This is a genomic window from Kordia sp. (assembly GCF_022447245.1).
GTDB lineage: Bacteria > Bacteroidota > Bacteroidia > Flavobacteriales > Flavobacteriaceae > Kordia.
This window is the reverse complement of the sequence record NZ_JAKVBC010000003.1, coordinates 70,335-95,968: the sequence shown is the minus strand read 5'-3', so window position 1 is coordinate 95,968 and position 25,634 is coordinate 70,335. Positions and strand designations below refer to the sequence as shown.

27 protein-coding genes and 1 tRNA gene are annotated in these 25,634 nt (G+C 33.0%); 17 read left to right on the top strand and 11 right to left on the bottom strand.

Annotation, left to right across the window (positions count from 1 at the left end):
* The first annotated feature begins 158 nt into the window (after nucleotides 1-158).
* The 3 genes from MK119_RS03130 to MK119_RS03120 all read left to right on the top strand — a co-directional run bounded on the left by MK119_RS03130 (nucleotide 159) and on the right by MK119_RS03120 (nucleotide 3,276).
* Nucleotides 159-1,220, top strand: coding sequence for an acyltransferase (locus MK119_RS03130; protein WP_290670804.1), 1,062 nt, complete (start codon nucleotides 159-161; stop codon nucleotides 1,218-1,220).
* Nucleotides 1,221-1,227: 7 nt separating this feature from the next.
* Nucleotides 1,228-2,616, top strand: a complete 1,389-nt coding sequence (gene glmM / locus MK119_RS03125; protein ID WP_290670802.1) for a phosphoglucosamine mutase — start codon at nucleotides 1,228-1,230, stop codon at nucleotides 2,614-2,616.
* A gap of 156 nt (nucleotides 2,617-2,772) precedes the next feature.
* Complete coding sequence (locus MK119_RS03120; protein ID WP_290670800.1) at nucleotides 2,773-3,276, top strand: hypothetical protein; 504 nt, start codon at nucleotides 2,773-2,775, stop codon at nucleotides 3,274-3,276.
* 7 nt (nucleotides 3,277-3,283) lie between these two features.
* Here the strand turns inward: MK119_RS03120 and MK119_RS03115 are convergent, their stop codons facing one another.
* Together MK119_RS03115 and MK119_RS03110 are read right to left on the bottom strand one after the other, a co-directional pair.
* Entirely contained in the window at nucleotides 3,284-3,685 is a 402-nt protein-coding gene (locus MK119_RS03115; RefSeq protein ID WP_290670798.1) for a hypothetical protein, read from the bottom strand.
* A 97-nt stretch (nucleotides 3,686-3,782) separates the two neighbouring features.
* Nucleotides 3,783-4,679: a lysophospholipid acyltransferase family protein gene (locus MK119_RS03110; RefSeq protein WP_290670796.1), complete on the bottom strand. Its 897-nt coding sequence runs from the start codon at nucleotides 4,677-4,679 to the stop codon at nucleotides 3,783-3,785.
* A gap of 57 nt (nucleotides 4,680-4,736) precedes the next feature.
* Between MK119_RS03110 and MK119_RS03105 the strand changes: the two genes are divergently transcribed.
* Together MK119_RS03105 and MK119_RS03100 are read left to right on the top strand one after the other, a co-directional pair.
* Nucleotides 4,737-5,387 (top strand): rhomboid family intramembrane serine protease, encoded by a 651-nt coding sequence (locus tag MK119_RS03105; protein WP_366512760.1) that lies wholly within the window; start codon nucleotides 4,737-4,739, stop codon nucleotides 5,385-5,387.
* A gap of 84 nt (nucleotides 5,388-5,471) precedes the next feature.
* Nucleotides 5,472-6,395, top strand: a complete 924-nt coding sequence (locus MK119_RS03100) for a hypothetical protein (protein WP_290670794.1) — start codon at nucleotides 5,472-5,474, stop codon at nucleotides 6,393-6,395.
* 254 nt (nucleotides 6,396-6,649) lie between these two features.
* Here the strand turns inward: MK119_RS03100 and MK119_RS03095 are convergent.
* From MK119_RS03095 to MK119_RS03085, 3 genes are all read right to left on the bottom strand, one after another.
* Nucleotides 6,650-6,732, bottom strand: a tRNA-Tyr gene (locus tag MK119_RS03095).
* 130 nt (nucleotides 6,733-6,862) lie between these two features.
* A complete protein-coding gene (locus MK119_RS03090) occupies nucleotides 6,863-8,008 on the bottom strand; it encodes a TlpA disulfide reductase family protein (RefSeq protein WP_290670792.1) in 1,146 nt (381 codons plus the stop codon).
* Nucleotides 8,009-8,088: 80 nt separating this feature from the next.
* The gene (locus MK119_RS03085) at nucleotides 8,089-8,562 is read right to left on the bottom strand and encodes a hypothetical protein (protein ID WP_290670790.1); all 474 of its coding nucleotides are present in this window, start codon (nucleotides 8,560-8,562) and stop codon (nucleotides 8,089-8,091) included.
* A 194-nt stretch (nucleotides 8,563-8,756) separates the two neighbouring features.
* Here MK119_RS03085 and MK119_RS03080 point away from each other — a divergent pair, with 194 nt between their 5' ends.
* The gene (locus MK119_RS03080; RefSeq protein WP_290670787.1) at nucleotides 8,757-11,675 is read left to right on the top strand and encodes an FAD-binding and (Fe-S)-binding domain-containing protein; all 2,919 of its coding nucleotides are present in this window, start codon (nucleotides 8,757-8,759) and stop codon (nucleotides 11,673-11,675) included.
* Between the two features lie 6 nt (nucleotides 11,676-11,681).
* Here MK119_RS03080 and MK119_RS03075 read toward each other — a convergent pair whose 3' ends face one another.
* From MK119_RS03075 to MK119_RS03065, 3 genes are all read right to left on the bottom strand, one after another.
* Complete coding sequence (locus tag MK119_RS03075; RefSeq protein WP_290670785.1) at nucleotides 11,682-12,392, bottom strand: hypothetical protein; 711 nt, start codon at nucleotides 12,390-12,392, stop codon at nucleotides 11,682-11,684.
* Between the two features lie 88 nt (nucleotides 12,393-12,480).
* On the bottom strand, nucleotides 12,481-12,975 hold the full coding sequence (locus MK119_RS03070; RefSeq protein ID WP_290670783.1) for a MepB family protein: 495 nt from the start codon (nucleotides 12,973-12,975) through the stop codon (nucleotides 12,481-12,483).
* Nucleotides 12,976-13,137: 162 nt separating this feature from the next.
* Nucleotides 13,138-13,971 carry a UDP-2,3-diacylglucosamine diphosphatase gene (locus tag MK119_RS03065; protein ID WP_290670781.1) on the bottom strand — a complete coding sequence of 278 codons (834 nt, stop codon included), beginning with the start codon at nucleotides 13,969-13,971 and terminating at the stop codon, nucleotides 13,138-13,140.
* Nucleotides 13,972-14,156: 185 nt separating this feature from the next.
* On the opposite strand from MK119_RS03065, the gene aroC reads away from it, so the two are divergent.
* The 9 genes from aroC to MK119_RS03020 all read left to right on the top strand — a co-directional run bounded on the left by aroC (nucleotide 14,157) and on the right by MK119_RS03020 (nucleotide 22,269).
* Nucleotides 14,157-15,221, top strand: a complete 1,065-nt coding sequence (gene aroC, locus MK119_RS03060) for a chorismate synthase (RefSeq protein WP_290670780.1) — start codon at nucleotides 14,157-14,159, stop codon at nucleotides 15,219-15,221.
* A 31-nt stretch (nucleotides 15,222-15,252) separates the two neighbouring features.
* Nucleotides 15,253-16,704: a dicarboxylate/amino acid:cation symporter gene (locus MK119_RS03055; RefSeq protein WP_290670779.1), complete on the top strand. Its 1,452-nt coding sequence runs from the start codon at nucleotides 15,253-15,255 to the stop codon at nucleotides 16,702-16,704.
* A gap of 63 nt (nucleotides 16,705-16,767) precedes the next feature.
* A complete protein-coding gene (gshB, locus tag MK119_RS03050; protein WP_290670778.1) occupies nucleotides 16,768-17,799 on the top strand; it encodes a glutathione synthase in 1,032 nt (343 codons plus the stop codon).
* On the top strand, nucleotides 17,799-18,626 hold the full coding sequence (locus MK119_RS03045) for a sulfurtransferase (protein ID WP_290670777.1): 828 nt from the start codon (nucleotides 17,799-17,801) through the stop codon (nucleotides 18,624-18,626). Before gshB ends, MK119_RS03045 begins: the two co-directional genes overlap by 1 nt.
* A gap of 39 nt (nucleotides 18,627-18,665) precedes the next feature.
* On the top strand, nucleotides 18,666-19,070 hold the full coding sequence (locus tag MK119_RS03040; protein WP_290670776.1) for a hypothetical protein: 405 nt from the start codon (nucleotides 18,666-18,668) through the stop codon (nucleotides 19,068-19,070).
* Between the two features lie 6 nt (nucleotides 19,071-19,076).
* Nucleotides 19,077-19,490, top strand: a complete 414-nt coding sequence (locus tag MK119_RS03035) for a hypothetical protein (RefSeq protein WP_290670775.1) — start codon at nucleotides 19,077-19,079, stop codon at nucleotides 19,488-19,490.
* A gap of 134 nt (nucleotides 19,491-19,624) precedes the next feature.
* Nucleotides 19,625-20,452, top strand: coding sequence for an N-formylglutamate amidohydrolase (locus MK119_RS03030; RefSeq protein ID WP_290670774.1), 828 nt, complete (start codon nucleotides 19,625-19,627; stop codon nucleotides 20,450-20,452).
* 18 nt (nucleotides 20,453-20,470) lie between these two features.
* Nucleotides 20,471-21,628 carry a tyrosine/phenylalanine carboxypeptidase domain-containing protein gene (locus MK119_RS03025; protein ID WP_290670773.1) on the top strand — a complete coding sequence of 386 codons (1,158 nt, stop codon included), beginning with the start codon at nucleotides 20,471-20,473 and terminating at the stop codon, nucleotides 21,626-21,628.
* A 464-nt stretch (nucleotides 21,629-22,092) separates the two neighbouring features.
* Nucleotides 22,093-22,269, top strand: coding sequence for a hypothetical protein (locus MK119_RS03020; RefSeq protein ID WP_290670772.1), 177 nt, complete (start codon nucleotides 22,093-22,095; stop codon nucleotides 22,267-22,269).
* 76 nt (nucleotides 22,270-22,345) lie between these two features.
* Here MK119_RS03020 and MK119_RS03015 read toward each other — a convergent pair whose 3' ends face one another.
* Nucleotides 22,346-22,534, bottom strand: a complete 189-nt coding sequence (locus MK119_RS03015) for a hypothetical protein (RefSeq protein WP_290670771.1) — start codon at nucleotides 22,532-22,534, stop codon at nucleotides 22,346-22,348.
* Between the two features lie 180 nt (nucleotides 22,535-22,714).
* On the opposite strand from MK119_RS03015, the gene MK119_RS03010 reads away from it, so the two are divergent.
* Together MK119_RS03010 and MK119_RS03005 are read left to right on the top strand one after the other, a co-directional pair.
* On the top strand, nucleotides 22,715-23,575 hold the full coding sequence (locus MK119_RS03010) for an alpha/beta hydrolase (protein ID WP_290670770.1): 861 nt from the start codon (nucleotides 22,715-22,717) through the stop codon (nucleotides 23,573-23,575).
* Nucleotides 23,576-24,376, top strand: a complete 801-nt coding sequence (locus tag MK119_RS03005) for an alpha/beta fold hydrolase (protein ID WP_290670768.1) — start codon at nucleotides 23,576-23,578, stop codon at nucleotides 24,374-24,376.
* Nucleotides 24,377-24,452: 76 nt separating this feature from the next.
* Here the strand turns inward: MK119_RS03005 and MK119_RS03000 are convergent, their stop codons facing one another.
* Together MK119_RS03000 and MK119_RS02995 are read right to left on the bottom strand one after the other, a co-directional pair.
* Nucleotides 24,453-25,202, bottom strand: coding sequence for a TerC family protein (locus MK119_RS03000; RefSeq protein ID WP_290671131.1), 750 nt, complete (start codon nucleotides 25,200-25,202; stop codon nucleotides 24,453-24,455).
* A gap of 40 nt (nucleotides 25,203-25,242) precedes the next feature.
* Complete coding sequence (locus MK119_RS02995) at nucleotides 25,243-25,620, bottom strand: membrane lipoprotein lipid attachment site-containing protein (RefSeq protein WP_290670766.1); 378 nt, start codon at nucleotides 25,618-25,620, stop codon at nucleotides 25,243-25,245.
* Nucleotides 25,621-25,634 lie beyond the last annotated feature (14 nt).

Below are 25,634 nucleotides of genomic sequence, written 5' to 3'. Positions count from 1 at the left end.
TAATTTAGGTAAAGCCATAGCTATAGTTACATTAAAAAAGTACAGCAAAGCGATCGTATTATAGTAACTCGGAGCTGTAATAGATTTTCTAATAAAGAATATGGGTTAAATTTACTAAGAATATTTTTCTGAGAATATTATATTTGTAAAAAACATTTTTGATACTTCCCAACCTAAACCCATTACGTTTTATATTAGCATTACTTGTAATGTTAGTTCATATTCCTGAATTTTTCAGAAACAGAGGATTACCAACGTATAATGAGGGCGTTATTTTTCATAGAGGAAGAGAAGCTGTGTATGTTTTTTTTGTGTTGAGTGGATTCTTAATCATCCGATTGTTGTATCGTGAAGTTGTACAAAAAGGAAAAATAAATCTGAAAAGCTTCTATTTGCGGCGAATTCTAAGGATTTATCCATTGTACTTTTTAATCTTAATTGTAGGATTTCTTTATTACAAAGTAGTGTTGTCGTATATGGGCATTCCCTATGAGGCTGATTACGATATGTCCAATGCCGTATTGATGTTTGTGTTTTTCTTGCCCAATGTAGCTTCTACCTTATATCAACCTGGTGGAGCATTAGAAATACTCTGGTCTATTGGAATAGAAGAGCAGTTTTATTTGCTCATTCCACCGATGTTATTTTTTATAAAAAAGAAATTCTTTATCAGGTTCATAGTGATTTTGACAATGGTGTACTTTGCTATTTTTGCTAGTGATATCTTTCCATTTCTACGAAAATTTGATTTTCTTTATTTTTACTTCTCAACAGGAGGATTGCTAGCAGTATTACACGAGCGATTTGATTTAGGGAATAAGATGCATAAGTACATCAAAATAGCTGTTTTAGGGATATTTTTAGCATACTTTTGTACAGATATATTCAAAGGAATAGACGCAAATTTATACCATTTTTTCAGCATGTTATTGTTTAGTTTTGTAATATTGACATTGAGTTACAGTCCTTTAATTAACATACGAAATAAAGCATTGAACTATTTAGGAAAGATATCGTATGGTATTTATATGTTTCATCCCTTAGTAATGCAGCTTATAGGATTAGTAATGCTCAAAATGGTAGACAAAGTTGCCATGTCGGATATAACAATAATTTTACTCTCGTATGGGTTAGTCTTTGCTGTAACTTTTATAGTTTCGCACTTTTCATATCAATACTTTGAAAAACCATTCTTAAAACTTAAAAATAAATTTAGATAGATATATTATGACGTTAATCAAATCAATTTCAGGGATTCGTGGAACCATTGGAGGAAATGTAGGAGATAATTTAACACCGATTGATGCAGTAAAATTTGCCAGTGCTTATGGAACTTGGTTGAAAAATGAATATGACAAAGAAAAATTAACCGTTGTTATCGGTAGAGATGCACGAATTTCTGGAGAAATGATTCAGAGTTTAGTTGTAAATACCTTAGTTGGTTTAGGAATTGATGTGATTGATTTAGGTTTGTCAACAACACCAACAGTAGAAGTTGCGGTACCTTTAGAAAAAGCAGATGGAGGAATCATCTTAACAGCTAGTCATAACCCGAAACAATGGAATGCGTTAAAGTTGTTAAACCATAAAGGAGAATTCTTAAATGGAGCAGATGGAGCAGTGATCTTAGAAATTGCAGAAAGTGACGATTTTGACTTTGCAGAAGTAGACGATTTAGGAACAGTGACACCAAATGATACGTATATTGACAAACATATAAAAGAAGTATTAAACTTACCATTAGTAGACGCTGAAGTCATTAAACAAGCCAATTTTAAAGTGGTTGTTGATGGAGTGAATTCTACAGGAGGAATTGCTATTCCAAAACTATTACGCGCATTAAACGTAGATGTGGTTGAATTGTATTGTGAGCCAAATGGACATTTTCCACATAATCCAGAACCATTAAAAGAACATTTGACGGATATTTCAGAGCTTGTCGTAAAAGAAAAAGCTGATTTTGGTGTCGTGGTTGATCCTGATGTAGATCGTTTGGCATTTATTTGTGATGATGGAGAAATGTTTGGAGAAGAATATACCTTGGTTGCTTGCGCAGATTATGTGTTAGGAAAAGTAAAAGGAAACACGGTTTCGAACTTATCATCCTCAAGAGCATTGCGTGATGTAACTGAGAAACATGGTGGAACATACCAAGCAAGTGCCGTTGGAGAAGTAAACGTAGTGATTAAGATGAAAGATACCAATGCAGTAATTGGGGGAGAAGGAAATGGAGGAATCATTTATCCTGAATTACACTACGGACGTGATTCTTTAGTAGGAGTGGCTTTATTCTTAACACATTTAGCGGAAAAGAAAATGACTGTTCGCGAATTGCGTGATAGCTATCCAAGTTACTTTATGAGTAAAAATAAAATTCAATTAACGCCAGAATTAGACGTAGATGGAATTTTAAAAGCGATGGAAGAGAAGTACGCTAACGAAAATGTAACTACAATTGATGGTGTTAAAATTGATTTCCCTGAAAATTGGGTACACTTGCGTAAATCAAACACTGAACCTATTATAAGAATCTATACGGAAGCAGCATCACAACAAGAAGCTGATGAGTTAGCACAGCGCATTATGAAAGAGATTTCAGCGATAGCGAATTTATAGAAGTAAAAAATATATTAGAAAGAAAGCCGTCTATTTTGGATGGCTTTTTTTTATGAGAATAATTAAAGAATCTAAAAATATTCAAATATACTAGATGCTTTATTTAGATCGTTACTATTTTGATAGCGTGTAACGAAAAGAAAAAATACACTACTCATGTTATCAAATACAATTCAAATAAAAAGTGCTATAGGAACTACATATACAGATTGGAAAAACGCAACGCTTCGAACTTTAGATGAAAAAACAGCTTCTTTTGACGAGTCGCTACATAAAAAAGTAGAAACAGCTTACTTTAAACGATTGTTAGAAAAAATGGCAACACATGCTGCTTCTTCAGAAGCACTAGATGCATTTAAAGCAGAAATGGATGCGTATGTGGCTTCAATTCCAAACAAGGTAGGTTTTGAAGACAAAGAAACGCGTCGTAACTTCTTAAAAAAGAAAGCAAAAATCAAAAGTGCAGCTATTACAAAGCACAAATTGGTCAATAAAGGTTTTTATGTAAGTTTATGGATACCCATAGGAATGGCTATTGGAATGCCTTGGGGCGTTGCTTTCGGAAATATAGCATTGGGTTTACCTATTGGATTGGCTTTTGGTTTAGCTATTGGAGCTTGGTTAGATGGCAAAGCTGTAAAAGAAGGTAGAGTAGTGTAACGCAATTTTAATTGCTGTAATATTGATTAAATTCTTGTTGTATTTTTTGTAAATGATGTCTTGATATAGGCAACACATTTTGGATATCAGCTTCTTTATTTTCTGTGGAAAACAAACAGGTGTCTTTTTCTTTATTATGAGAAGAAAATTGCATGTTTTTAGATTTAGCAACAACAATTTCACGACCTTTAAAATACTTATAATCGGCTTGATAGATAATACCTTCCTCTGTAAAAGTTAGTGTTTCTTTTCCATGCGTATTCCACAAAACGATTCTTAAGATAAGATAGGAAGCAGCTTCAAAACTTATAATAATGGCAACAATTCCAAAATGAAAACCTAAGCCTTCAATTCCACGATACGTAAGTACAGCAACGGGAACTAATGCTGTAACAATTGCTAAAATCAACAATGGAATTCTGGTAAATAAAGGAGATGTATTTCCTTTGATAACAATCTGATCTTCTGAAAATCAAACATCTGATAGTTTCATACAAAAGGTAGTTTTATTTTTGATGCTCAATCGGCACTTTATCTCGGTGTTTCCAGCGTTTATGAACCCAATAGTAATGCTCAGGAACTTCTCTAATTTGTTTTTCTAGTTCTCTGTAAAATAAATCAGTTGGCACATGTTTTGCGTAATTTGAAATTCCTTTTGGAGTCAAATCCATAAATGATCCTTGGTAATGACCTCGTTTTATTTTTTCAATTCTAAAATATATGAAAGGCATATCAGCTTTACGTGCTATTATTTCTGGTCCATCAAAACAAGGAACGGTAATATTCATAAAATCTGTCCAATAATAATGTGCTAAAGGCTTTGGTGATTGGTCGCTCACCATATAATAAATACCCAGCAAACCATTATCTTCATTTTTTTTTATGGTCTTAAAAGTTTCTTTTGTTGTAATCAGTGTAGCATCGGTTTTTTCACGAATCTTACGAACAAGTTTGTCAAAATATTTATTGGTAAGCCTTTTATAAATCCCGAATCCTTTATGTGAAACGTATTCGTTCATAATATTCATCCATTCCCAATTAGCATAATGTCCAGAGATTAGAAGGATACTTTTTCCTTGTTTTTCGTATTCTGTAATTAATTCAAGATCAGAAAACACAAAACGTTTACGCATAGATTTTTTAGAAATGCTAAGTGATTTAATCATTTCCAAAAACATATCACACAAAAGACTGTAATATTTCTTTTCAATCTTCAAACGATCGGCATCACTCTTTTCTGGAAAAACCAACGCCAAATTCCCACGTACAACTTTTTTTCGGTAGCCGATTAGGCGATATATAATAAAATTGCAAAAGTCAGAAAATAAGTAGAGTAGCGGAAAAGGTAAAATAGAAATCAACCAAAGTATAGGATAAATAAAAATGAACGCAATAAGCTGCATAGGAATACTAAATTTTCACAAATATAGCTATATTTGGCACTTAATAAAGGCTAATTTATGATGAATTTAGAACCCATAACGATTGGAATAATTTTGGCAAACGTTTTACCATCAATCAAAGGATTTGATGATGATTCATTTATAAGAAAGTATTTATTCAATATCAGTGCTATTGACAATGGTCAACATTACCGAATGATGACTTCTGGATTTTTGCATGCAGATGTCATGCATTTGGTATTTAACATGCTTACCTTGTACTTTTTTGCCAATAGTGTAATTTTCACTTTGGGAGCGCAATATTTTTTACTTATTTATGTTGCTAGTTTGCTACTAGGGAATATACTTTCCTATTATTTTCATCGAAATGAGCCGCATTACAGTGCTTTAGGAGCCAGTGGAGCTGTTTCTGGAGTATTATACGCTTCTATCTTACTATTCCCTAATAACAGCTTGTATATCATGTTTATTCCCTTTCCTGTAAAAGCGTATATCGTTGGAATATGCTACTTAATATTTTCTATTTATGGAATGAAAAAACGCGTAGGAAATATAGGGCATGATGCGCATTTTGGTGGCGCTGTAGCTGGATTTGTGATAACGCTAATACTTCGCCCAAATATACTTGTACAAGAAACAGAAATTGTGGTATTTATGGCAATTCCAATTATTGCTTTGTTTGTGATGACAAAGCTCGGTAAAATCTAATACAGACACTAAAAAAGGGGAATTTTCCCTTTGGTATAATTTAGAAAAAAATATTTACTTTGTTCAAAACTAATTATTATGAATATGAAAACTACACTTATCTTAATTGCATGTATACTTTGTTATAGCATGTCAGCACAAGTAATTACGAATGAACAAGATTCTACGGCTCAAATTATTCCAATTTTTAAAAAAGGACAAAAGTTGACCTATAAGGTGAATGAAATAAATCATACACCAGAGGAAAAAGATACTACGAATTATCATTTGAATTTCAAATTTGGGGAAACTAAAGGTGATTTTGTAAATGCTACAATCTATTTAGACAAGTTTGATAAAACTGATTTGGAAAGTGTACTTTTAAATGGTGTAAAAAGTGAGATTTACTTAAATATTGCTAAAGCAGAATTTAGTATTACGAATGAAGAAGAAGTGAACACGAAAATTCAAAAAAATATAAAAAAGGCAAAACGAAAATTTTCAAATGGCTCAAATTTATCAGAGTTAATTTCTTCATTAGAACAACAATTAAATGAAGGGACGTTTTCTGTAACACGCATTTATCAAAAGGATATCAATTCTATTTTTGGATTTTATAAAAAAGAAATTTCATATCAATATTATAATAAGGATACAATTCCAAAAAATGATCCAATGGGACATCCCTCCAAACAAGTGAGGAAATATGGAGTTTTTAAAGTAGGAGAGAATTATGAATTTATTCATTCATCAGAGATATTGAATGATGGAATTAAAGAAGCGATGCGAAAAGATACAGAAAAGGTGATTAGAGAGCAATTCAAAGATTCTCTTGATGTAGAAGGAAAGCCTATCGAGATTTCTGAAATAATTATAGAAGATCAGGATGTAGATGTTGAAGTAACAAAAGATATACGAATTATGTATGCAAGCGAAAGCGGAATTGTAAGTTCTTTTTCTTTAGAAGACAAAAAAAATATTTTTGATTTAAAATTATTGCTGAAACGAACGCTTACACTTTTAGAATAAAAAATCGCTCTTAAAATTTATCTTGAAACAAGTTTTCAAAACGCTTGAAAAAACAAAAAACCACGTCAGTTGACGTGGTTTCTTGCTTGATATGGGGAGGGCAGGATTATTTGATAATCCTTTTCCGCGCTGCTGCAAATAGAAAACCCTAAGGCTACGCATTGTATTTTTTGCTTTTTCCAAATTCTTGAAGCGTTGCTTCAAATTTTCCAAAAACAAAAAAATCCACACTTTCGTGCGGATTTTTTGTTATGTGGGGAGAGCAGGATTCGAACCTGCGAAGGTAAAAACCAACAGATTTACAGTCTGTCCTCGTTGGCCGCTTGAGTATCTCCCCAACGCTTTTTTGCTTTATTGCGGTTGCAAATATACCATAGTTTTTGAACCGTGCAAATAAAAAATATGCGTTTTTTTGAATAAAAAACTAACTTCTTGAAAATCAGCTTTCATATAATTCGGAATTATATTTACTTTCCGAGTAATTCTTTAATTTTTGCTTCTAATGAGGCTCCACGTAAATTCTTTTCTACAATTTCACCTTTTTCATTTAAGATAAATGTAGCAGGAATAGAACGAACATTATAGGTACGGGCAATGGCATCTCTAAATCCATCTAAGTTAGAAACCTGTGGCCATTGTAAACCATCTGTTTTAATAGCACGTAGCCAATCCTCTCTAGCGTTATTTTGGTTAGGACGTCCGTCTAAAGAAACTCCTATTATCTCTAATCCATCTTTATGATACTTTTCGTAAATCTTTACCACATTCGGATTCTCTCTACGGCAAGGTCCACACCAAGAAGCCCAAAAATCAATGATAGTGACTTTACTCTTTACTTCATCTAAAGAAATCTTTTTTCCTTCCGGATTTGGTGCTGAAAAGTTTGTAGCTACGGAACCTAAAGTAGATCGCAACATTTCTGTTGATTTTATAAATAAATCTTGTGCTACGCGTGTTTTCTTCATGTCATCAGGAAGTGCATCAAAAAATTGCTTTGCTTTTTTAGCAGTTGTCAATTTACTACGCAACATACGGTTTACCAACATTACAGAAATATATGAATCTGGATGATCTAATACATACTTTTCCTGATATTCAACTGCTTGCTTGTCTAAATCAGCAACTTGTTTCTTTGCAGCATTAATAACAGCAGTATCTCTTGTAGTGACTGCTTTTTGATAGCGTGCTCTTATTTTTTGTACTTTTTCAGATAGTGCCTTTGAATCTTCGACAAAATCTACATATTCTTGGTTGTGTTTTCCTCCAGAAACTTTAGAAGTTGACAAGTTGTCCTTATTAGCGTCAATCGTGATGGTTGCATTTTCTAAAAGTAAGTTTACATTCCCTTCTGCACCATTTATATAAATAAACCCTAATTCAGGATGCTCTAATTTTCCTGTAAATGTAAATTTTCCATTTTGTATTACAGCAGTATCTTTTGGTTGCGGAACACCTTTTTCATTTGGTACTTTCAAAAATGCACGAACACCATCAGGAAGTCCGTTAATTGTAGTTTCTATTGTATATCCATCTGCCGAGTTTTGTGTCTTTTTATCACAAGCGGAAAACAATAACGTCCCAATAATACAAGTAATCACAAATACTTTCTTCACGTTTAAATACATTTTTGTTGAATAATTTTAAAAGTTAAACGCGCAAATTTAACCAAATGCAAAGAATTACCCTAGAAAAATTAGAATTGATAGCGTACGCCAAGCGCTAAATCCAAATCTAAGTCGTCATTAAATCCATCGTCAAAACCAATTTCGGGACGTACATCTAGTGAAAGTTGTAATGGAAAGTCAAAATTATATTCAATACCAACGTCACCCGCTAAGAATGCGTAAAAGCCATCATTTGTCAAATTGCGATTGCTATTCCAACTTCCAACTCCACCACCAGCGCCAGCGTACCAGTTAAATCCACCATCAATATTCCAAACCCATTGGTACAATCCAGTAATTTTATACGCATCATAATCATCGTTGTCTTTCCAGCCCAAATCTAATTCCAATCGATTGTTGTCCCATAATGCTCTTTGATATGAAATTTCAGTACCAAATCCGTTATTTCCACCAATTCGTAAACCAATTGCGTTATCTGAAATTTGCTGAGCAGAAGCTGTATATCCTAGAAATAGAACTCCTAAAATCAATAGTTTTTTCATGCTTAAATAGTTTATATTTTTAATTTCATTTGATGAACCAAACCAACAACCATACCATTCCTAAAATGTGTAGTCTTATTTAATTAATTTCACATGTTAATATCTTATTGTTACAGGGTGCTTGTTTGTTATTTATAACTTAAAAAATAAGTTTATATTGCTGCAAAATTACACACAATATCAATAACACCAGCATGAAGGCGAAATTGGAGCAGTTGAAAAATACCTTTTCAGGTACCATTTTTTATGATGATTTACACAGAATCCTATATGCAACTGACGCATCTGTATATCGTAAACTTCCGCTCGCCGTTGCATACCCTAAGGATACTACGGATTTAGTAACTCTTATTGATTTTGCAAAAACAAATCATACTTCACTGATTCCAAGAACAGCAGGAACTTCCTTAGCAGGACAATGTGTAGGAGAAGGAATTGTGGTAGATGTTTCAAAATATTTTACAGAAATTTTGCATGTTGATACTGTTGCAAAAACTGTTACGGTGCAGCCAGGAGTTGTTCGTGATGCACTCAACAATCATTTAAAAGCAACTGATTTGTTTTTTGGACCTAACACTTCCACGTCTAATCGTTGTATGATTGGAGGAATGGTTGGAAATAATTCTTCGGGCACAACATCTATAAAATATCGCGTGACGCGTGATAAAGTCATTGCAAAGGACGTAATACTATCGGATGGAAGTGAAGTGACTTTTGGAGATATTACTACGGAAGTATTTCATCAAAAACGCAGCTTAGAGACGCTTGAAGGCAGCATTTATCAAAAAGTGTATGAGATGCTTTCTGATGAAGGAAACCAACATGAAATTAGGTCAGAATTTCCAAAAGACGCTATTCACAGACGTAATACAGGTTATGCGATTGACGAATTGCTAAAGTCCAAACCTTTTTCAGTAGATGGTGATACCTTCAATATGTGTAAATTATTATCTGGAAGTGAAGGAACATTAGCCTTTACTACTAAAATAACGTTGCAATTGGACGAATTGCCACCAACAGAAAGTTGCGTGGTAGCTGCTCATTATAAAAGCATAGAAGATTGTTTGCAATCAGTTTCGTTGACGATGGAACATAATTTGTACACCTGTGAAATGATGGATAAAATTATTTTGGATTGTACAAAGTCAAATCTGGCGCAAGCCAAAAACAGATTCTTTGTAAAAGACGATCCTCAAGCGATTTTATTACTCGAATTACGATCAAATTCAACAGAAAACTTACAAATACAAACAAAAGCTTTAATTGCGTCACTTGAACAAGAAGGAAAAAGCTACCATTATCCAGTTTTAAAAGGTGAAGAAATTGCCAAAGCGATGGAATTACGCAAAGCGGGTTTAGGTTTGTTAGGAAATATTATTGGTGATAAAAAAGCAGTAGCCTGCATTGAAGATACAGCAGTTGCATTGGAAGATTTAGCAGATTATATAGCTGAATTTACACAACTTATGGATGGCTACAAACAGAGAGCTGTATATTATGCACATGCAGGAGCAGGAGAATTACACTTACGTCCAATATTGAACCTAAAAAAGAAAGAAGATGTTGTGTTGTTTCGAAAAATAACACACGATGTTGCTAAACTGGTTAAAAAATACAACGGTTCGTTTAGTGGTGAACACGGTGATGGAATTGTACGAGCAGAGTTCATTCCAATAATGATAGGAGAGAAGAATTATGAATTACTAAAAGAAGTCAAAGCAGTTTTTGATCCAAATAATATCTTCAATCCAGGAAAAATAGTAGATGCGGCAAAAATGGATACTTCGCTTCGCTATGAAATTGATCGTACAGAACCAACAATAGATACTTTATATGATTTCTCCGATAGTCAAGGAATTTTACGTGCAGCAGAAAAGTGTAATGGTTCTGGTGATTGTAGAAAACCAGCTTCATTTTCGGGAGCTATGTGTCCAAGTTATCGAGCTACAACTAATGAAAAAGATACAACACGTGCAAGAGCCAATGCATTGCGAGAGTTTCTAACATTATCCGAAAAGGAAAACAAATTTGATCATAAAGAATTAAAGGAAGTTTTTGATCTGTGTTTAAGTTGTAAAGCTTGTGCGAGTGAATGTCCAAGCAATGTAGATGTGGCTGCTTTAAAGGCAGAATTTTTGCATCAATATTACAAATCTAATAAGCCAAGTTTTCGGGATAAAGCCTTTGCATTTTCTACGAAATCCAATCGTTTGGCAAGTACATTTCCAGTGCTTTCTAATTTTGTAAAAACAAATAGTTTTACATCTAAAATTATAAAAAAACGACTAGGAGTAGCACAAAAACGCACACTTCCTGTAAATTCAATAAAAACTTTAAATAGTATAATTCAAAAATCAATAAATCAATTAAATAGTAGTTTTTTTAAATCTAAAAAAGTATACATTTTTAGTGATGAATTCACCAATTATTTAGAATCTGATATAGGACAAGACGCTCTAATTGTATTATCTAAATTAGGATATGAAATCAAACATATTTCGCATGCAGAGAGTGGACGAACTTTCATATCAAAAGGGTTCTTGTTAGAAGCAAAAAAAGTTGCTAATAAGAATGTAATGATTTTTAAAAATCGGATCAACGAAAATGCTGTTTTAGTAGGAATAGAACCTTCAGCAATACTTACATTTCGAGATGAATATATTCGTTTAGCAGATGATAAAGAAGCGGCAAAAAGCATTGCAAAACACACCTATTTGCTAGAGGAATTCTTAGCTGCAGAAATCAAAGCAGGAGAAATTACTTCGGAAGCATTTACAGAAGAAGCAAAAAGCATCAAAATTCATGTACATTGTTATCAAAAATCATTATCCAATCAAAAGTGTACGTATGACATTTTGAATCTTCCAAAAAACTACAAACCAACAATTATTGCTTCGGGTTGCTGTGGAATGGCAGGTTCATTCGGATATGAAAAAGAGCATTATGAAGTTAGTATGAAAGTAGGAGAGCAGTCGTTATTTCCAGCAGTAAGAGCAGCAGAATCCGATACAATTATAGCCGCCAATGGAACAAGTTGCAGACATCAAATTAAAGATGGAACTGATAAAGATGCTTTACATCCGATTACAGTGCTGAGACGTGCTTTACTATAGATTACTTTAGTTTTGAAGAGAATCAATTTGTTTGATTAATCTTTTAGCTCTTTTTTTACCTTTGGTATAGATATCCTTCATTTGTTGTTCGCGAACAATAGACATGTTAATATAATTTCTACCTTCTACTGAGTTCACTATGTTTAGTAATTTTTTGCGGTTTTCTTCAACATTTACAATGGGTTGTATAGAATCGAAATATGTTGTCTCATAGCGATTTTGATATACCCAAAAATCTGAATCCCTAGAGGCATATTTTTCTTCCCATCTATTAAATTCGTTCAAGTAATTACTGAAAATAGTATAATAAGCATCTAATCTTTCGAATAAAAACTTCTTTTCTTCCAAAGTTACAATACCTGATTCTATCATTTTTTTGTATGCATTGTTATTAATAGAAATATTATTGGTTCCAGTTGCAACTATTCCTTGTATTTGTATCGTGGAAAATTTAGTTAGACTATCTTGGTTGAACAGACTTTTTTTATAATCAATTTTTAAATCAATTCTTTTAATGGCATATTCAAAAAAGGAAGTGTCTACAGCCAAATCTTTTCTGATTTTATCGATATATACGTTAGCTTTTTTCAGGGAAATACGTTTTTCATTCCAATTATTAATATTCATTGCAATGAGAATACCTGCAATGATCAAAATAAGTTCTCCTAGTGAGAATAAAACATATTGTTTAAAGCTTTTCTTCTTTGAATTTTTCATTGTGCTATTGAATCCGAATTTTGGGTAAATTAGGAATTATTTTCGTCTTCACATAAATATTGGTAATCAGAGTGAAGATCATGAGTAGTTATCCAACTCCGTATAGCTCTGATACTCTTTTTAAGTCTGTAGTAGTGTTTATTTCATAAAAATAATCCAATTGCCATTTCTGAGTTTGTTCAGCATGTTTATTGTTTGGAATATCCCATTTAGGATAGACTAGAAAACCTCTTTTTCCTTCTTTCTTTCCAGTTGAAATAATTCCTTTTTTGATAAGTATCGCTTTTGAGAAGACAAATTGTCCAAAATGATTTTCAGTTCGAACGTTTACAATATAAAAGTCAATACAATCAGATGTTTCAAAAGGAGCAGTTATTCCATGCTCGTTTCGTTTCCAAAAAGTTACAAACTGTCCAACTTTTTTTGGTGTTATTTTAGCGTTTCTACTTAAAATGTTTAGTCCATTAAGCTGAAATCGAGAAGCGTAGTATTCTTTACCTTCTGATTCAATTGTGAAGTTTGAAATTTCGGAAGAACAATTATCATAAATCTCTGTTTTAAGTTGATTCAGATTAAGATCCATTGTTCGAATTCTTTTAATTTAATGAGTTTTTAAATATGTCATCAAAACTACAATTTTCTTAGCTGAAAAGCTTCTAAAAGTGAGGAAGACTTCAGGTAAATCACTTAAAATCTAAGTATATTTAACTAATTCGAATCAAGTCTAAAGTAGTGCTATACAAGCTTATTTCAGATCTTTCACAATGGTAATCGCAGCTAGCAAATCCTTATAGTCCATGGATTTTAGCTCTTCGTCTGCGTAAAAAGCGGTCAAGCGATCTTCTGAATGACGATATAGTTTCCAACGATTCTTATGATATTCTAAAGCAGTTAAATTTTCGATCCAATCACCTGAATTTAAGTAAATACAGGAACCTTTTTTATTGGTTTTCTTCTCCATTTGTGGTTGATGGATATGTCCACAAACTACATATTGATATCCATTGTCAATTGCCAAGTCGGCAGCAACTTCTTCAAAATCACTTATATATTTTACAGCTTTCTTTACACTGTTTTTTATCTTTTTAGAAAGCGAGTATTTTTCACGACCTAGTTTCAATAAAAACCAGTTAATTATTCGGTTCAAACGGATTAATAAATCATAACCTATTCCACCTAATTTTGCAATCCATTTTGCATTTTGAATAGAGGTGTCAAATACATCTCCATGGAAAAACCATGCTTTTTCTCCATTTAACTCCAATACCAATTTATCAACCAAAGAAAAATTACCAACTTTTGTATCGGAAAAACGACGCAAAGATTCATCGTGGTTTCCAGTAATATAAATCACTTCTACACCCTTTGTAGTGAAGTCAATTAGCTTTTTAATAATTTGTAAATGCGGTTTTGGAAAATAACGCTTTCTAAATTGCCAAATATCAATAATATCACCATTCAAAATCACTTTTTTTGGATCAATACTGTTTAGGTAGGCTAGCAGTTCGTTAGCGTGACAACCAAACGTTCCTAAGTGAACATCGGAAATCACAACAAGATCTATTTTTCGTTTTTTCATGGGCTATTCTTACAATGCTACAAATAAAAAACAAACAAGAAAAAATTATGAAAAACTAGCGTTAAGCTTAGTAGGTTGAATGTTAATAATTTATGAAGGCGATCTGTCAAATGTTAAGTTAATTTTAAGCATTTGTTGGGTTTTTAAATCTGTTAGTTTAAATTTACATTTGATAAAAAAATACTATGGCAGGTAATACTTTTGGATCTCTATTCAAATTGACCACTTTTGGAGAATCACATGGAAGCGCAATTGGAGGAGTTATTGACGGTTGTCCGGCTGGATTGGAATTGGATTTAGAAATGATTCAACATGAGATGAATCGTAGAAAACCAGGGCAATCAGCAATTGTTACACAACGAAAAGAACCAGATGAAGTTTCCTTTTATTCTGGAATCTTTGAAGGAAAAACTACGGGAGTTCCTATTGGGTTTGCAATTCACAACACAAATCAAAAATCACACGATTATTCACATATAAAAGAAACATATCGTCCATCACATGCCGATTATGTTTACGATCAAAAATACGGACATCGCGATTATAGAGGTGGCGGAAGAAGTTCAGCACGCGAAACGGCTTGTAGAGTCGTAGCTGGAGCCATTGCAAAACAGTTACTTTCCGATATAAAAATAAACGCTTTTGTATCTTCGGTAGGAGAAATTAGCTTGGATACGCCTTATCATGAATTGGATTTTTCTTTGACAGAAAGCAATCCTGTACGTAGTCCTGATGCTGCGAAAGCTGCAGAAATGGAAGAACGAATTCGTCAAATACGTAAAGAAGGTGATACCATTGGAGGAACTGTGATGTGTGTAATTCAAAATGTTCCTACTGGCCTAGGAGAACCTGTATTTGATAAATTACATGCAGAATTAGGAAAAGCTATGTTGTCGATTAATGCTGTAAAAGGTTTTGAATATGGAAGTGGATTTGAAGGTGCAAAAATGAAAGGAAGTGAGCACAATGATATATTCAATGCTGATGGAAGCACAAAAACCAATCTTTCTGGTGGAATTCAAGGAGGAATCAGCAACGGAATGGACATTTACTTCAATGTGGCGTTTAAACCTGTGGCAACCATTATGCAATCTCAAGACACGATTAATAAAGATGGTGAAATTGTAGAAATGACAGGAAAAGGACGTCATGATCCATGCGTAGTACCAAGAGCCGTACCAATTGTGGAAGCAATGGCAGCATTGGTATTAGCCGATTATTACTTACTCAATAGAACCATTCAAAAATAACAACAAGATAACCTAACACAAAACGAGCTACATGAAAAAAATGGCATTACATTGGAAAATTTTGATAGGAATGACATTAGGCGTAATTTTTGCCTTCATCTTACTGTCAACTTCTTGGGGAAGTGAAAAAGTAGTTTTAAAAGAAATTCCTGCTTCTCAGCAAATCGTTCAAGAAATTATCAATGGAGAAGTGGTGACCACCATTAAAGAAATCAAAGCTAAGAATGTAGAAGTAACAAAAGCAGAACATTTTATTAGTAGCTGGATAAAACCTTTTGGAACCATTTTTATCAATTTACTTAAATTAATTGCTGTTCCTTTGATTTTAGCATCACTCATTAAAGGGATATCTGATTTGAAGGATATTGCCAAAATCAAAAAAATGGGTTTGCGAACTATTGGAATCTATGTAATAACGACTTTAGTTGCAATTATTATCGGTTTAGGTATCGTAAACACTGTACAACCAGGAACAGGAATGCCCAAAGAAACAATTGAAAAAATAAAAGAAAAATATGCGGATTCCGATGGTGTAAATGATAAGCTGGTGAAAGCCGCAGCTCAAAAAGATGCTGGTCCATTACAACCACTAGTTGATATTTTTCCAAAAAATATTTTTAAAGCTTTGGGAGAAGCTAAAATGCTTCAAATCATTTTCTTTGCATTATTTTTAGGTATTTGTTTGTTGCTCATTCCAGAAAACAAAGCCAAACCTATGATTGACATATTCGACTCCTTGAATGAGATTGTTATGAAAATGGTAGATTTAATTATGTTATTCGCCCCATACGCCGTTTTTGCACTCTTAGCAAATGTAATAGTAGCCTTTGATGACCCTGAAATTCTAATGAAACTTTTATCTTATGGATTATGTGTTGTTGGAGGATTGATTTTAATGGTTGTTTTTTACTTAGCAGTTGTCAGTGTGTACACAAAAAAATCACCATTATGGTTTTTAAAACAAATCAGTCCAGCACAATTGTTAGCATTTTCAACTAGTTCCAGTGCAGCAACATTACCTGTAACCATGGAAAGAGTAGAAGAACATATTGGAGTTGATAAAGAAGTCTCTGGGTTTGTTTTGCCTGTTGGTGCAACTGTAAATATGGATGGAACAAGTTTATATCAGGCAATTGCAGCAGTATTCATCATGCAAGTACTTACCCCTGAAGATATCAATTTTCAAGTTCAGTTAATCATTGTATTTACTGCGCTGTTGGCTTCTATCGGGAGTGCCGCTGTACCAAGTGCAGGAATGGTAATGTTGGTAATAGTATTAGAATCTGTAGGGTTTGATCCGACACTATTACCAATCGGACTCGCTTTGATCTTTGCGATTGATAGACCTTTAGATATGTGTAGAACGGTGATTAATGTTACTGGAGACGCTACTGTATCAATGGTTGTAGCAAAATCTTTAGACAAATTACACGATCCAAAACCTAAAAATTGGGACGATAATTATCAATCAAAAGAATCATAGTGTAAAAACCAACTATTTTATATATTTTTAAAAGAACCAAAAACCAACCAAAAAAATATCGCAATGAATATCTGTTTTTTAATGTATCCTTGGGAAGATATTGATCCAGAAAACGATACAAGTTTAGCTTTAATTAAAGAATGTGTTAAACGAGGACATGGAGTAGCCATGTGTACACCATCTAATTTAACGATTAGAGATAGTGTTACCAATGCTTTTTGTAATGTAATCGCCCGAATGGATAAAGTGCCCAGTACCTTAAAATCATTTTATTCAAAAGCACAATTGAGAGAAGAAATGTTGCCATTAGCAGGATTTGATGTAATTTTTATGCGAGCAAATCCGCCACTTGACCCAATCATGCTTAATTTTCTTGATTCTGTAAAAGATGATGTCTTTATTGTAAACTCACTTCAAGGAATGCGAGAAGCTAACAATAAGCTTTATACAGCAGCTTTTGGAGATGCACATAGTAACATTATTCCAAATACGCATGTTTCTAAAAATAAAGACTATTTAGTTCAGCAAATTAAAGAATCGAAAGCGGATAAAATGATTTTGAAACCTTTGAATGGCTTTGGAGGTTCTGGAGTTATTTTAATAGAAAAATCGGCGATGAACAATATTAAATCGTTGTTAGATTTCTATATAACAAATAGCGATGGAACGTCAAATTATGTAATTCTTCAAGATTATATCGAAGGAGCAGATCAAGGAGATGTTCGTATTTTGTTGCTAAATGGCGAGCCAATTGGAGCTATGAAACGCGTACCAGGTTCCGATGATCATAGATCCAATGTCAGTGCTGGCGGAAGTGTGCAAAAACACTCGCTTACGAAAGCAGAAAAAGCCTTGTGTAAACAAATTGGTCCAAAATTAGTGAATGATGGACTCTATTTTGTCGGAATTGATGTGATTGGTGGAAAATTAGTAGAAGTTAATGTAATGTCTCCAGGAGGAATTACCTATATCAATAAAGTGTACAAAGCGAAAGTACAGGAAAAAGTAATCGATTTTATAGAAAGTAAAGTTGTCGATAAATTACAAGCATTTGACCGACGCGTACGATTGCGTAAAGCTGTTGATGACGCCTAATGCTACTACAAATTACAAATTCAATAGTATCTGTAGATTGGTTGCAAGAACATATTCATGCAACCAATCTTATTGTTTTAAATGGTACAATATCAAGAGTTGTAGATGCTGATAAAGCTGCAGAAACTACTCAAATTCCAAATGCACGTTTTTTTGACATAAAAAAAGTATTCAGCGTTATAGATGCTCCATTTCCAAACACGATGATTTCTGTAGAAGCGTTTACTGAAAAAGCCCAAGCACTAGGAATCAATCAAGAAAGCGCTATTGTTGTATACGATGAATTGGGGATTTATGCCTCACCTAGAGTTTGGTATATGTTCAAAGCAATGGGATTTGACAATATTGCAGTCTTAGATGGCGGATTTCCCGCATGGAAAGCGGAAAACTATCTGCTAGAAAGTAAAAAAACATATCGAGGAAATAAGGGAAACTTTCAAGGAAAAGATCATCTATATCTCTTTAGGAATTATTCAGAAATGCTTCAAGAAATAAACAACACCAAAAGTACAATTCTTGATGCACGCTCAGAAGGAAGATTTACAGGAAAAATTTCAGAACCAAGAAAAGGTTTACGAAGTGGACAAATTCCAACGTCACATAACCTTCCATATTCCAAACTTTTGCACAATCATACATTCAAACTAAAAACAGCGCTTCTAGATATTTTTGAATCATTTCATAAAGACGATTCATCATTTATATTTTCTTGTGGATCAGGAATTACCGCTTGTATTTTAGCATTAGCTGCGGAACATGTAGGTTTTAAAAAATACAGTGTATATGATGGTTCATGGACGGAATGGGGAAGTTTGTATAAAGAATAATTAAATCATCATAATGATTCATAACTACCACATAGTATAATGGAGAAAGAAGATAAAGAATATTTTAGTGTAGAAGTCCTCAATAACCTTGTGGAAATAGAGAAACTCAAACTAAAACAAAGAGAATTACTTATAAAAGGAAGCACATTGGGAATCATTGCACTTGCAATTATTGGCTTAGGTGCGTATGGAAGTTCGGCTGAATGGACAACATTTCCAATATTTCAAGCAACAATTGCTGCGGGAGGAATTTTATTGGCCATAGCTTTTAGACCTATACAACAATGCAAAAAGCAAATTGATATTCATGAAAAAAAACTTCGAGAGTTGGAATCATTACTAAAAAAGAATAACTTAGAGTATACAGCAGATGTGCAGGTTTCTCGAGATCAAAAAGGAGCCTATATTGTTAAAAAAAGTATCAAACTCATAACTATTAAATAAGAATACGTGGAAATTTCTAGGCATTGTACTTTTTGTGAGCATAAAAAGTTTGACTTTACAACTGGTAATTTATGTGGAATTACACATGAAAAAGCAGATTTTATTAGAAAATGCCCTAAAATTGAATTTGATGAAAACGCTAAAGAGGAGATTGCAAAAATAAACTTAGAAGACAAGGACTTACAAGAACAAAAATCTAAAGTAATAAGGCATTTAATTTTGTATTCAATTGTTGGAGTTGCGATCATTTTAGCAGATATTTATTTTACACAAAAATTATTTGAAGCAGGTTGGATTTCTACGGGAAGTCTAATTGGAATTTCCTTTGGAATGGGATTTATAGGATATGCCTTTACACCTTATATCAAATACACAAATGCTCACAGTGTAGTCAAATCTCAAAAAAAAAGAAATGGATAATTTATTGGCATTGTATGATTATGATTATAAAATTGATTTTAAAGTGGAAAATCAATATGAGTATGAATATAAATGTGCTGACATAAAATTATTTAGATCAAAACGACCAATAGTATAACATAAGTAATAGATGTATGAAAAGACTAACCATTGACGAAATCATTTCAAAAATTCAACAAGAAGAGCTATTTGAAGCTGTTTCAGCCGATTATTCTTTTACGATAAAAATTGGCAAATATGTACCTTATGCTTGTGGAGCGGTACATGATGGACATCAATTTAGACGTGAACTTTGGGAGAATTGTATTCATACCGAATATGAACGCTGGTTTGAAGAAGATCCTGCAACTAAAGAAATGGTACAAACACATCCCATTGTCATTGCCGGAATGGATTCTCGTTTTGAATATGACTTAAATCGCGCGCCAGAAAGTGCTATTTATGAAGATGCATGGGGAAAACAATTATGGCATTCTCCACCGCCAGCCGACATGAAACAGAAGAGTTTGGATAAACATGCTAACTTTTATAAAGTTGTACATGTGTTAATTGCAAAACTGGAAGAAAAATTTGGTGTTTGCGTTGTATATGATATGCATTCATACAATTGGAAACGTTGGGAGCGAGAAGTGCCAACCTTCAATTTAGGAACAGGAAATGTTGATAATGAGCGTTTTGGTGAACTTATTGAATCTTGGCGTACAATGCTTTCAGAAATCAAATTGCCAAACGGAATTGCTTCCTCTTCTAAAATAAATGATACGTTTCAAGGAAATGGATACTTTTTAAAATTTATTACACAGCATTTTAGCAACACCTTAGTTTTGGCAACTGAAGTAAAAAAGATATATTGCGACGAAATTAATCAAATCATGTTCCCCGAAGTTGTATCTGCCTTAGAAGAAGCCCTAAAAACGCTTGTTCCACAACATGCAGATGACTTTTTCCAAAAACATAGCTAAGAAAAGAACATAGTACGAATGAATGATATCAATGTAGCGAGTAAAGTGCTTTTTGAAATAGATAAAAATATTGATGACTTAGTAAAGAAAGTGGAGTTGCTAAGTTATGTCAATCCGATAAATATGGAGGAAGAAAAACAAAAATTCTTCCAATCAAAATACCTTACCGATCCTAAATTTGTCTACCCAAAAATAGATTTTGATCGTTTTCATTTGCATAGAGAACTTTTTGAACAGCCTATTGAGAAAATTGAAGATGAATCTACCAGAGCACTTTATGAAGATATAATTTATGCGTATTCAGGACTAATTCAGTGCATAGAAACTATAGGAACAAAGCGTAAATTTTACTACAATAGTTTGCGTTCTTTTGGAACGCCAACCGAACAAGATGTAGAAAATGCGAAATTTATTCTGCATTTTGATGAAGAGGATGAAAGTGATACACAATTTCAACCAAAATATAGTGCTCAAAAGACAGAAGAATTGTTCCGAGAATATTCAAAACAATATGATTTTTCATATCAAATCAAGTTTTCTAAGGACATGAGTGCCATTGCAATGGTGTTGAACAACATCAAAACGCTGGTGATCAATGAGAAGCATATTTTTTCTAAAAATGAAATTGCCGTATTGACCAATCATGAAATTGGAGTACACATGGTAACGACCATGAACGGATTGTTACATCCACTTAAAATATTTGCAAATGGTTTTCCTAACTATGAAGAAACTCAGGAAGGTTTGGCTGTTTTTTCAGAATATATGAGTAACAATTTGACGGTAAAGCGCTTAAAAGAATTAGCATATCGCGTGATTGCAGTAGATAGTTTGGCAAAAGGATATTCATTCTCCAAAACATTCCGCTTGTTTGTAAATACCTACGATTTAGATCGTGAAACTGCATTTAATATATCTACTAGGGCACATCGTGGTGGTGGATTTACCAAAGACTACTTATATCTCACTGGATTAAAAAAAGTATACGATTACCACAAATCTGGAAAAGATATGAAGCCATTATTGCGTGGTAAAATTTCATTAAATTATCTTGAAAACATTGAATCATTAGCGAAAAATGGATTTGCTGTTGATTCAAAACACATCACGGATTCATACATTGTAAACAACAATACCAATAAAACGGTAGATTTTATTTTAGAGAATTTGAAATAGCGAATCTAAAATTCTGCATGTTTGTATAAGAAGTTTGTTTATCTTGTAATTATACTTCAAAACCATACTATGTTCAATTTTAAGCGGTATTTCTGTTCCTAAATTTTCAAAATCTGTATTCTATTTCTCTGCCTTTTCGGAATAATTCCAACGTTTAGGCAAACAGATTCATTGATGACAAAATCGTACAAAGAACTTTTAGCGAAGTATTTTGAAACAATCAATAGACACAACTAGCAAAAACAGACATCTATATTGCTGCTGCCTGTAAAAATGCAGTGCAAAAAAATGACACAAACAATATAATTGATGCGTTGTCAAAAAGAGCATATAGTAAATTGTTATTAACTCAAGATAAAGCAGTACTAAAAGACCTTGAAAATGCTATAACCTAAGCAAAATCAATCAACAATACACTTTCATTAAGTAGAATACACAATCAAAAAGGGTTGATTTTAATAAAAATGGGAGTGCATCAAAATGCACTAGATGACTTTATAAAAGTCAAAGAATATGCAGTGTTAAGAGTAAATACAATATATGAAATTGTGGTTTCTGAGAATATCGCTTTTACCAAACAAATGAATCAAGCTTATAACGAAGCAATCTCCAGCTATACAGGTAGTTTGCAATGCTTTTAGATCAGTAATTTGTTAGAAGAATTTTTTATTTTTATTACGTAAAGTAAAAAGCGAACCGAAGTTCGCTTTTAAGCATTTAGTCCATGCAATAACAACTTTTCTTCTCGCAAGAATATTGGCAAGTTTGTCTTTGAGTTACTGGAGCAGGGCAATCAGCCAAACGGAAACTTTTGCTACTCGCTGCAGCGCCTCCTAATACTTTTGTTGTTAAACTAGAAACTGTTTTTTTGCTTAATGCAAGATTTTTCAATTTACTTTTTTTCATTTTAAAAGTTTTTAAGTTAATATTATTACCAAGTGCATAAACTTCAAAATTGTTACCTCTAAATTTTATGAAATTCTTATGTTTCTTGATGAATTTCTTTTTTAAATGAGACTTAAGAAGAAAAAGAAACTTTTTTTCCAAACTTTTCTTATCTTATGAAATCAAAAACCAACGCTATACATGTCATATTGGACACTAGGAATTATAATATTTATCATCATTTACATCATTGCAAATGTAGTATTGTACTTTTTACAAGAACGTTTTATCTTCAAAGCTGAAAAACTTCCAAGCGATTTTGAATTTAATTATGAGAATCAAATTTTTGACGAATATAATATTGAAGTCGATCCAGGTGTAAATATCAATGGAATTCATTTTAAGGTCCGTAGACCCAAAGGAGTGGTTTTATATTTAAAAGGAAACTCAAGAAGCATTAAAGGTTGGGGAAAATTTGCAGTCGATTTTACACGTCACGGTTTTGATGTATTAATGGTAGATTATCGCGGCTACGGAAAAAGTACAGGAAAACGGACCGAAGCAGGCATCAAAAAGGATTTACAGCACGTGTACGATCGTTTAAAAGAACAAGTAGACGAACAATATATAACTTTGTATGGAAGGTCGTTAGGCTCTGGATTTGCTGCAAAATTGGCTTCAAGTAATAATCCACGCTTACTAATCTTAGATGCGCCTTATTATAGTGTAAAACACATAACAAAACGTTTTTTGCCAATCATGCCTATGTCTCTGATTCTGAGGTTTCCAGTAAAGACATATCGTTGGATTGAATATGTAAAATGTCCAATCAAAATAATACATGGAACTAGTGATAAACTCATTCCATTCAAAACTAGCGTGAAATTGTCTAAAATAAATCCAAAATGGACACGATTATATCCCGTAATTGATGGCGGACACAACAATTTGCATACTTTTCCGCAATACCATCGTTTTTTAGAAGAAATTTTGCATTCAGAATTGCCTAAAGAAATAGATCCAAAAAACTCTAGTTTGAACTTTAGAAGAAAAAAAGCCTAAATGAAATTTATCAAACGTATTGTTATTTCACTGATTGCATTATATTTGCTCATAATTTTTATGTTACTCGCTTTTCAAGAAAAAATAATATTCCACAGTGAAACCTTGCCGCAAGATCATGTGTTTACATCTTCTTTAGCTTTTGAAGAAATCTATCTAAAAGCTTCTGATGATGCAGTTTTACATGGTTTGCACTACAAACAAGAAAATCCAAAAGGTGTACTTTTATATTTTCATGGAAATGCTCGTACGCTGGAATATTGGGGAGAATGGGCAGAGCAATTATCTTCAAAATACAAGTATGATGTCGTAATTATGGATTATCGTGGTTACGGTAAAAGTATGGGGAAACGCAGTCATCAAATGATGTTAGAAGATGCATTATTATTTTATGATTATGCCAAAACAAAATTTTCAGAAGAAGAAATTACCATCTTTGGACGTTCACTAGGAGGCGCGTTTGCTACACATACAGCAATAAAGCGCAATGCAAAATTACTATTGCTAGAATCCACGTTTACAAGTGTATACGAAATAGGGAAGAAGCGTTTTTGGTTTTTGCCGCTAAAATGGTTGTTGAAATATCCTTTTCAGAACATTCAAAATATTCAAAAAATTTCAATGCCTACGTATATGATTCATGGAACAAGTGATGTTGTTGTTCCTTATGAACATGGGCAAGAGCTTTATAAAAAATCGGGTAGTGACACTAAAAAGTTTTACACCATTGAAAATGGCGAACACAATAACCTAATCAGTTTTCCTGAGTATTTTAAAGCCTTGGATGAAATTTTAAACTAAGGTGTTTCAAAGTTTATAACTTTGAAATAAATAAAATAAACAATTTAGCCAATAGCCAATAGCCAATAGCCAACAACTACGCCTTCTTTCTAGCCATTCTCAAATTCAGGAATTCTACCATTAAAGAGAAAGCAATCGCAAAATATAAATATCCTTCAGGTATAGCGCCTACATGTTGACCAAGTACTGTGAGGTGTGAAATATGTGCAGCTTCTGCAATAAGCATAAATCCAATCAAAATCAAAAATGACAATCCTAAGATTTGTATCGAAGGGTTCTTATTTACAAACGAACCTACAGAATTCGCGAACAGTATCATAATAATAACTGAAGCCACAACAGCAATAATCATTACAATTAATGCATCTGTCGGATTCGGAGAAATTCCGTTAGTCATTCCAATTGCGGTTAAAATAGAGTCAAATGAAAACACAATATTAATCATCGTAATCTGAATAATAGCTTTCGTTAAAGTAGTGGAACGATGATTTATTACTTCGCGCTGATCATGTTCTTTATCAACTACTTTTTCGTGAATCTCTTTGGTACTCTTATACAACAAGAAAATTCCACCAAAAAACAAAATTACTGCTTGCCAGCTAATACCACCAGTAATCCAACTTTCATTAATCAACCAAAATGGTGCTTTCATTGCCACAAGCCAAGAAATTCCAAACAATAAAATAATACGCATTGCCATGGCTAGTGCTAAACCGATACTAGTAGCACGTTTGCGAAGTTTATCAGGTAACTTTCCAGCGGCAATTGAAATAAAAATAATATTATCAATTCCTAAAACAATTTCTAATAAGGTCAGTGTTACAATCGCTGCCCAAACATCTGGATTTGAAAATAATTAGAACACACTAATCTATTTTTTTAACAGTTCCACGCTTTCTAGTAGATGGATCTTCCAATAGATTATACTCCAACAAATACGAATCTTTCGTTGTAGTAAGAATCTTCATTTGTATCGGTTTGCTGTCTGAATAATCTACAGGATGCAATTTGCGACCTATAAATTCACAATCAGTTACCCAACGTACAGTGAATGTATCAATCTTATTTTCATAATAATCAATACTCAGTGTGTCTGTTCGTACAGATTTCCCTGTTTTAGTTTCACCATTAATTTCATAGGTAAATTCAAAAGTTCCTGTTTTAAAATCTTGGCAATTTGCTTCCACATCATAGCAAGAAGTTAGGAGTAGCGCCAAACCGATCGTAAAAATGATTTTTTTCACTAGAATTATAATTT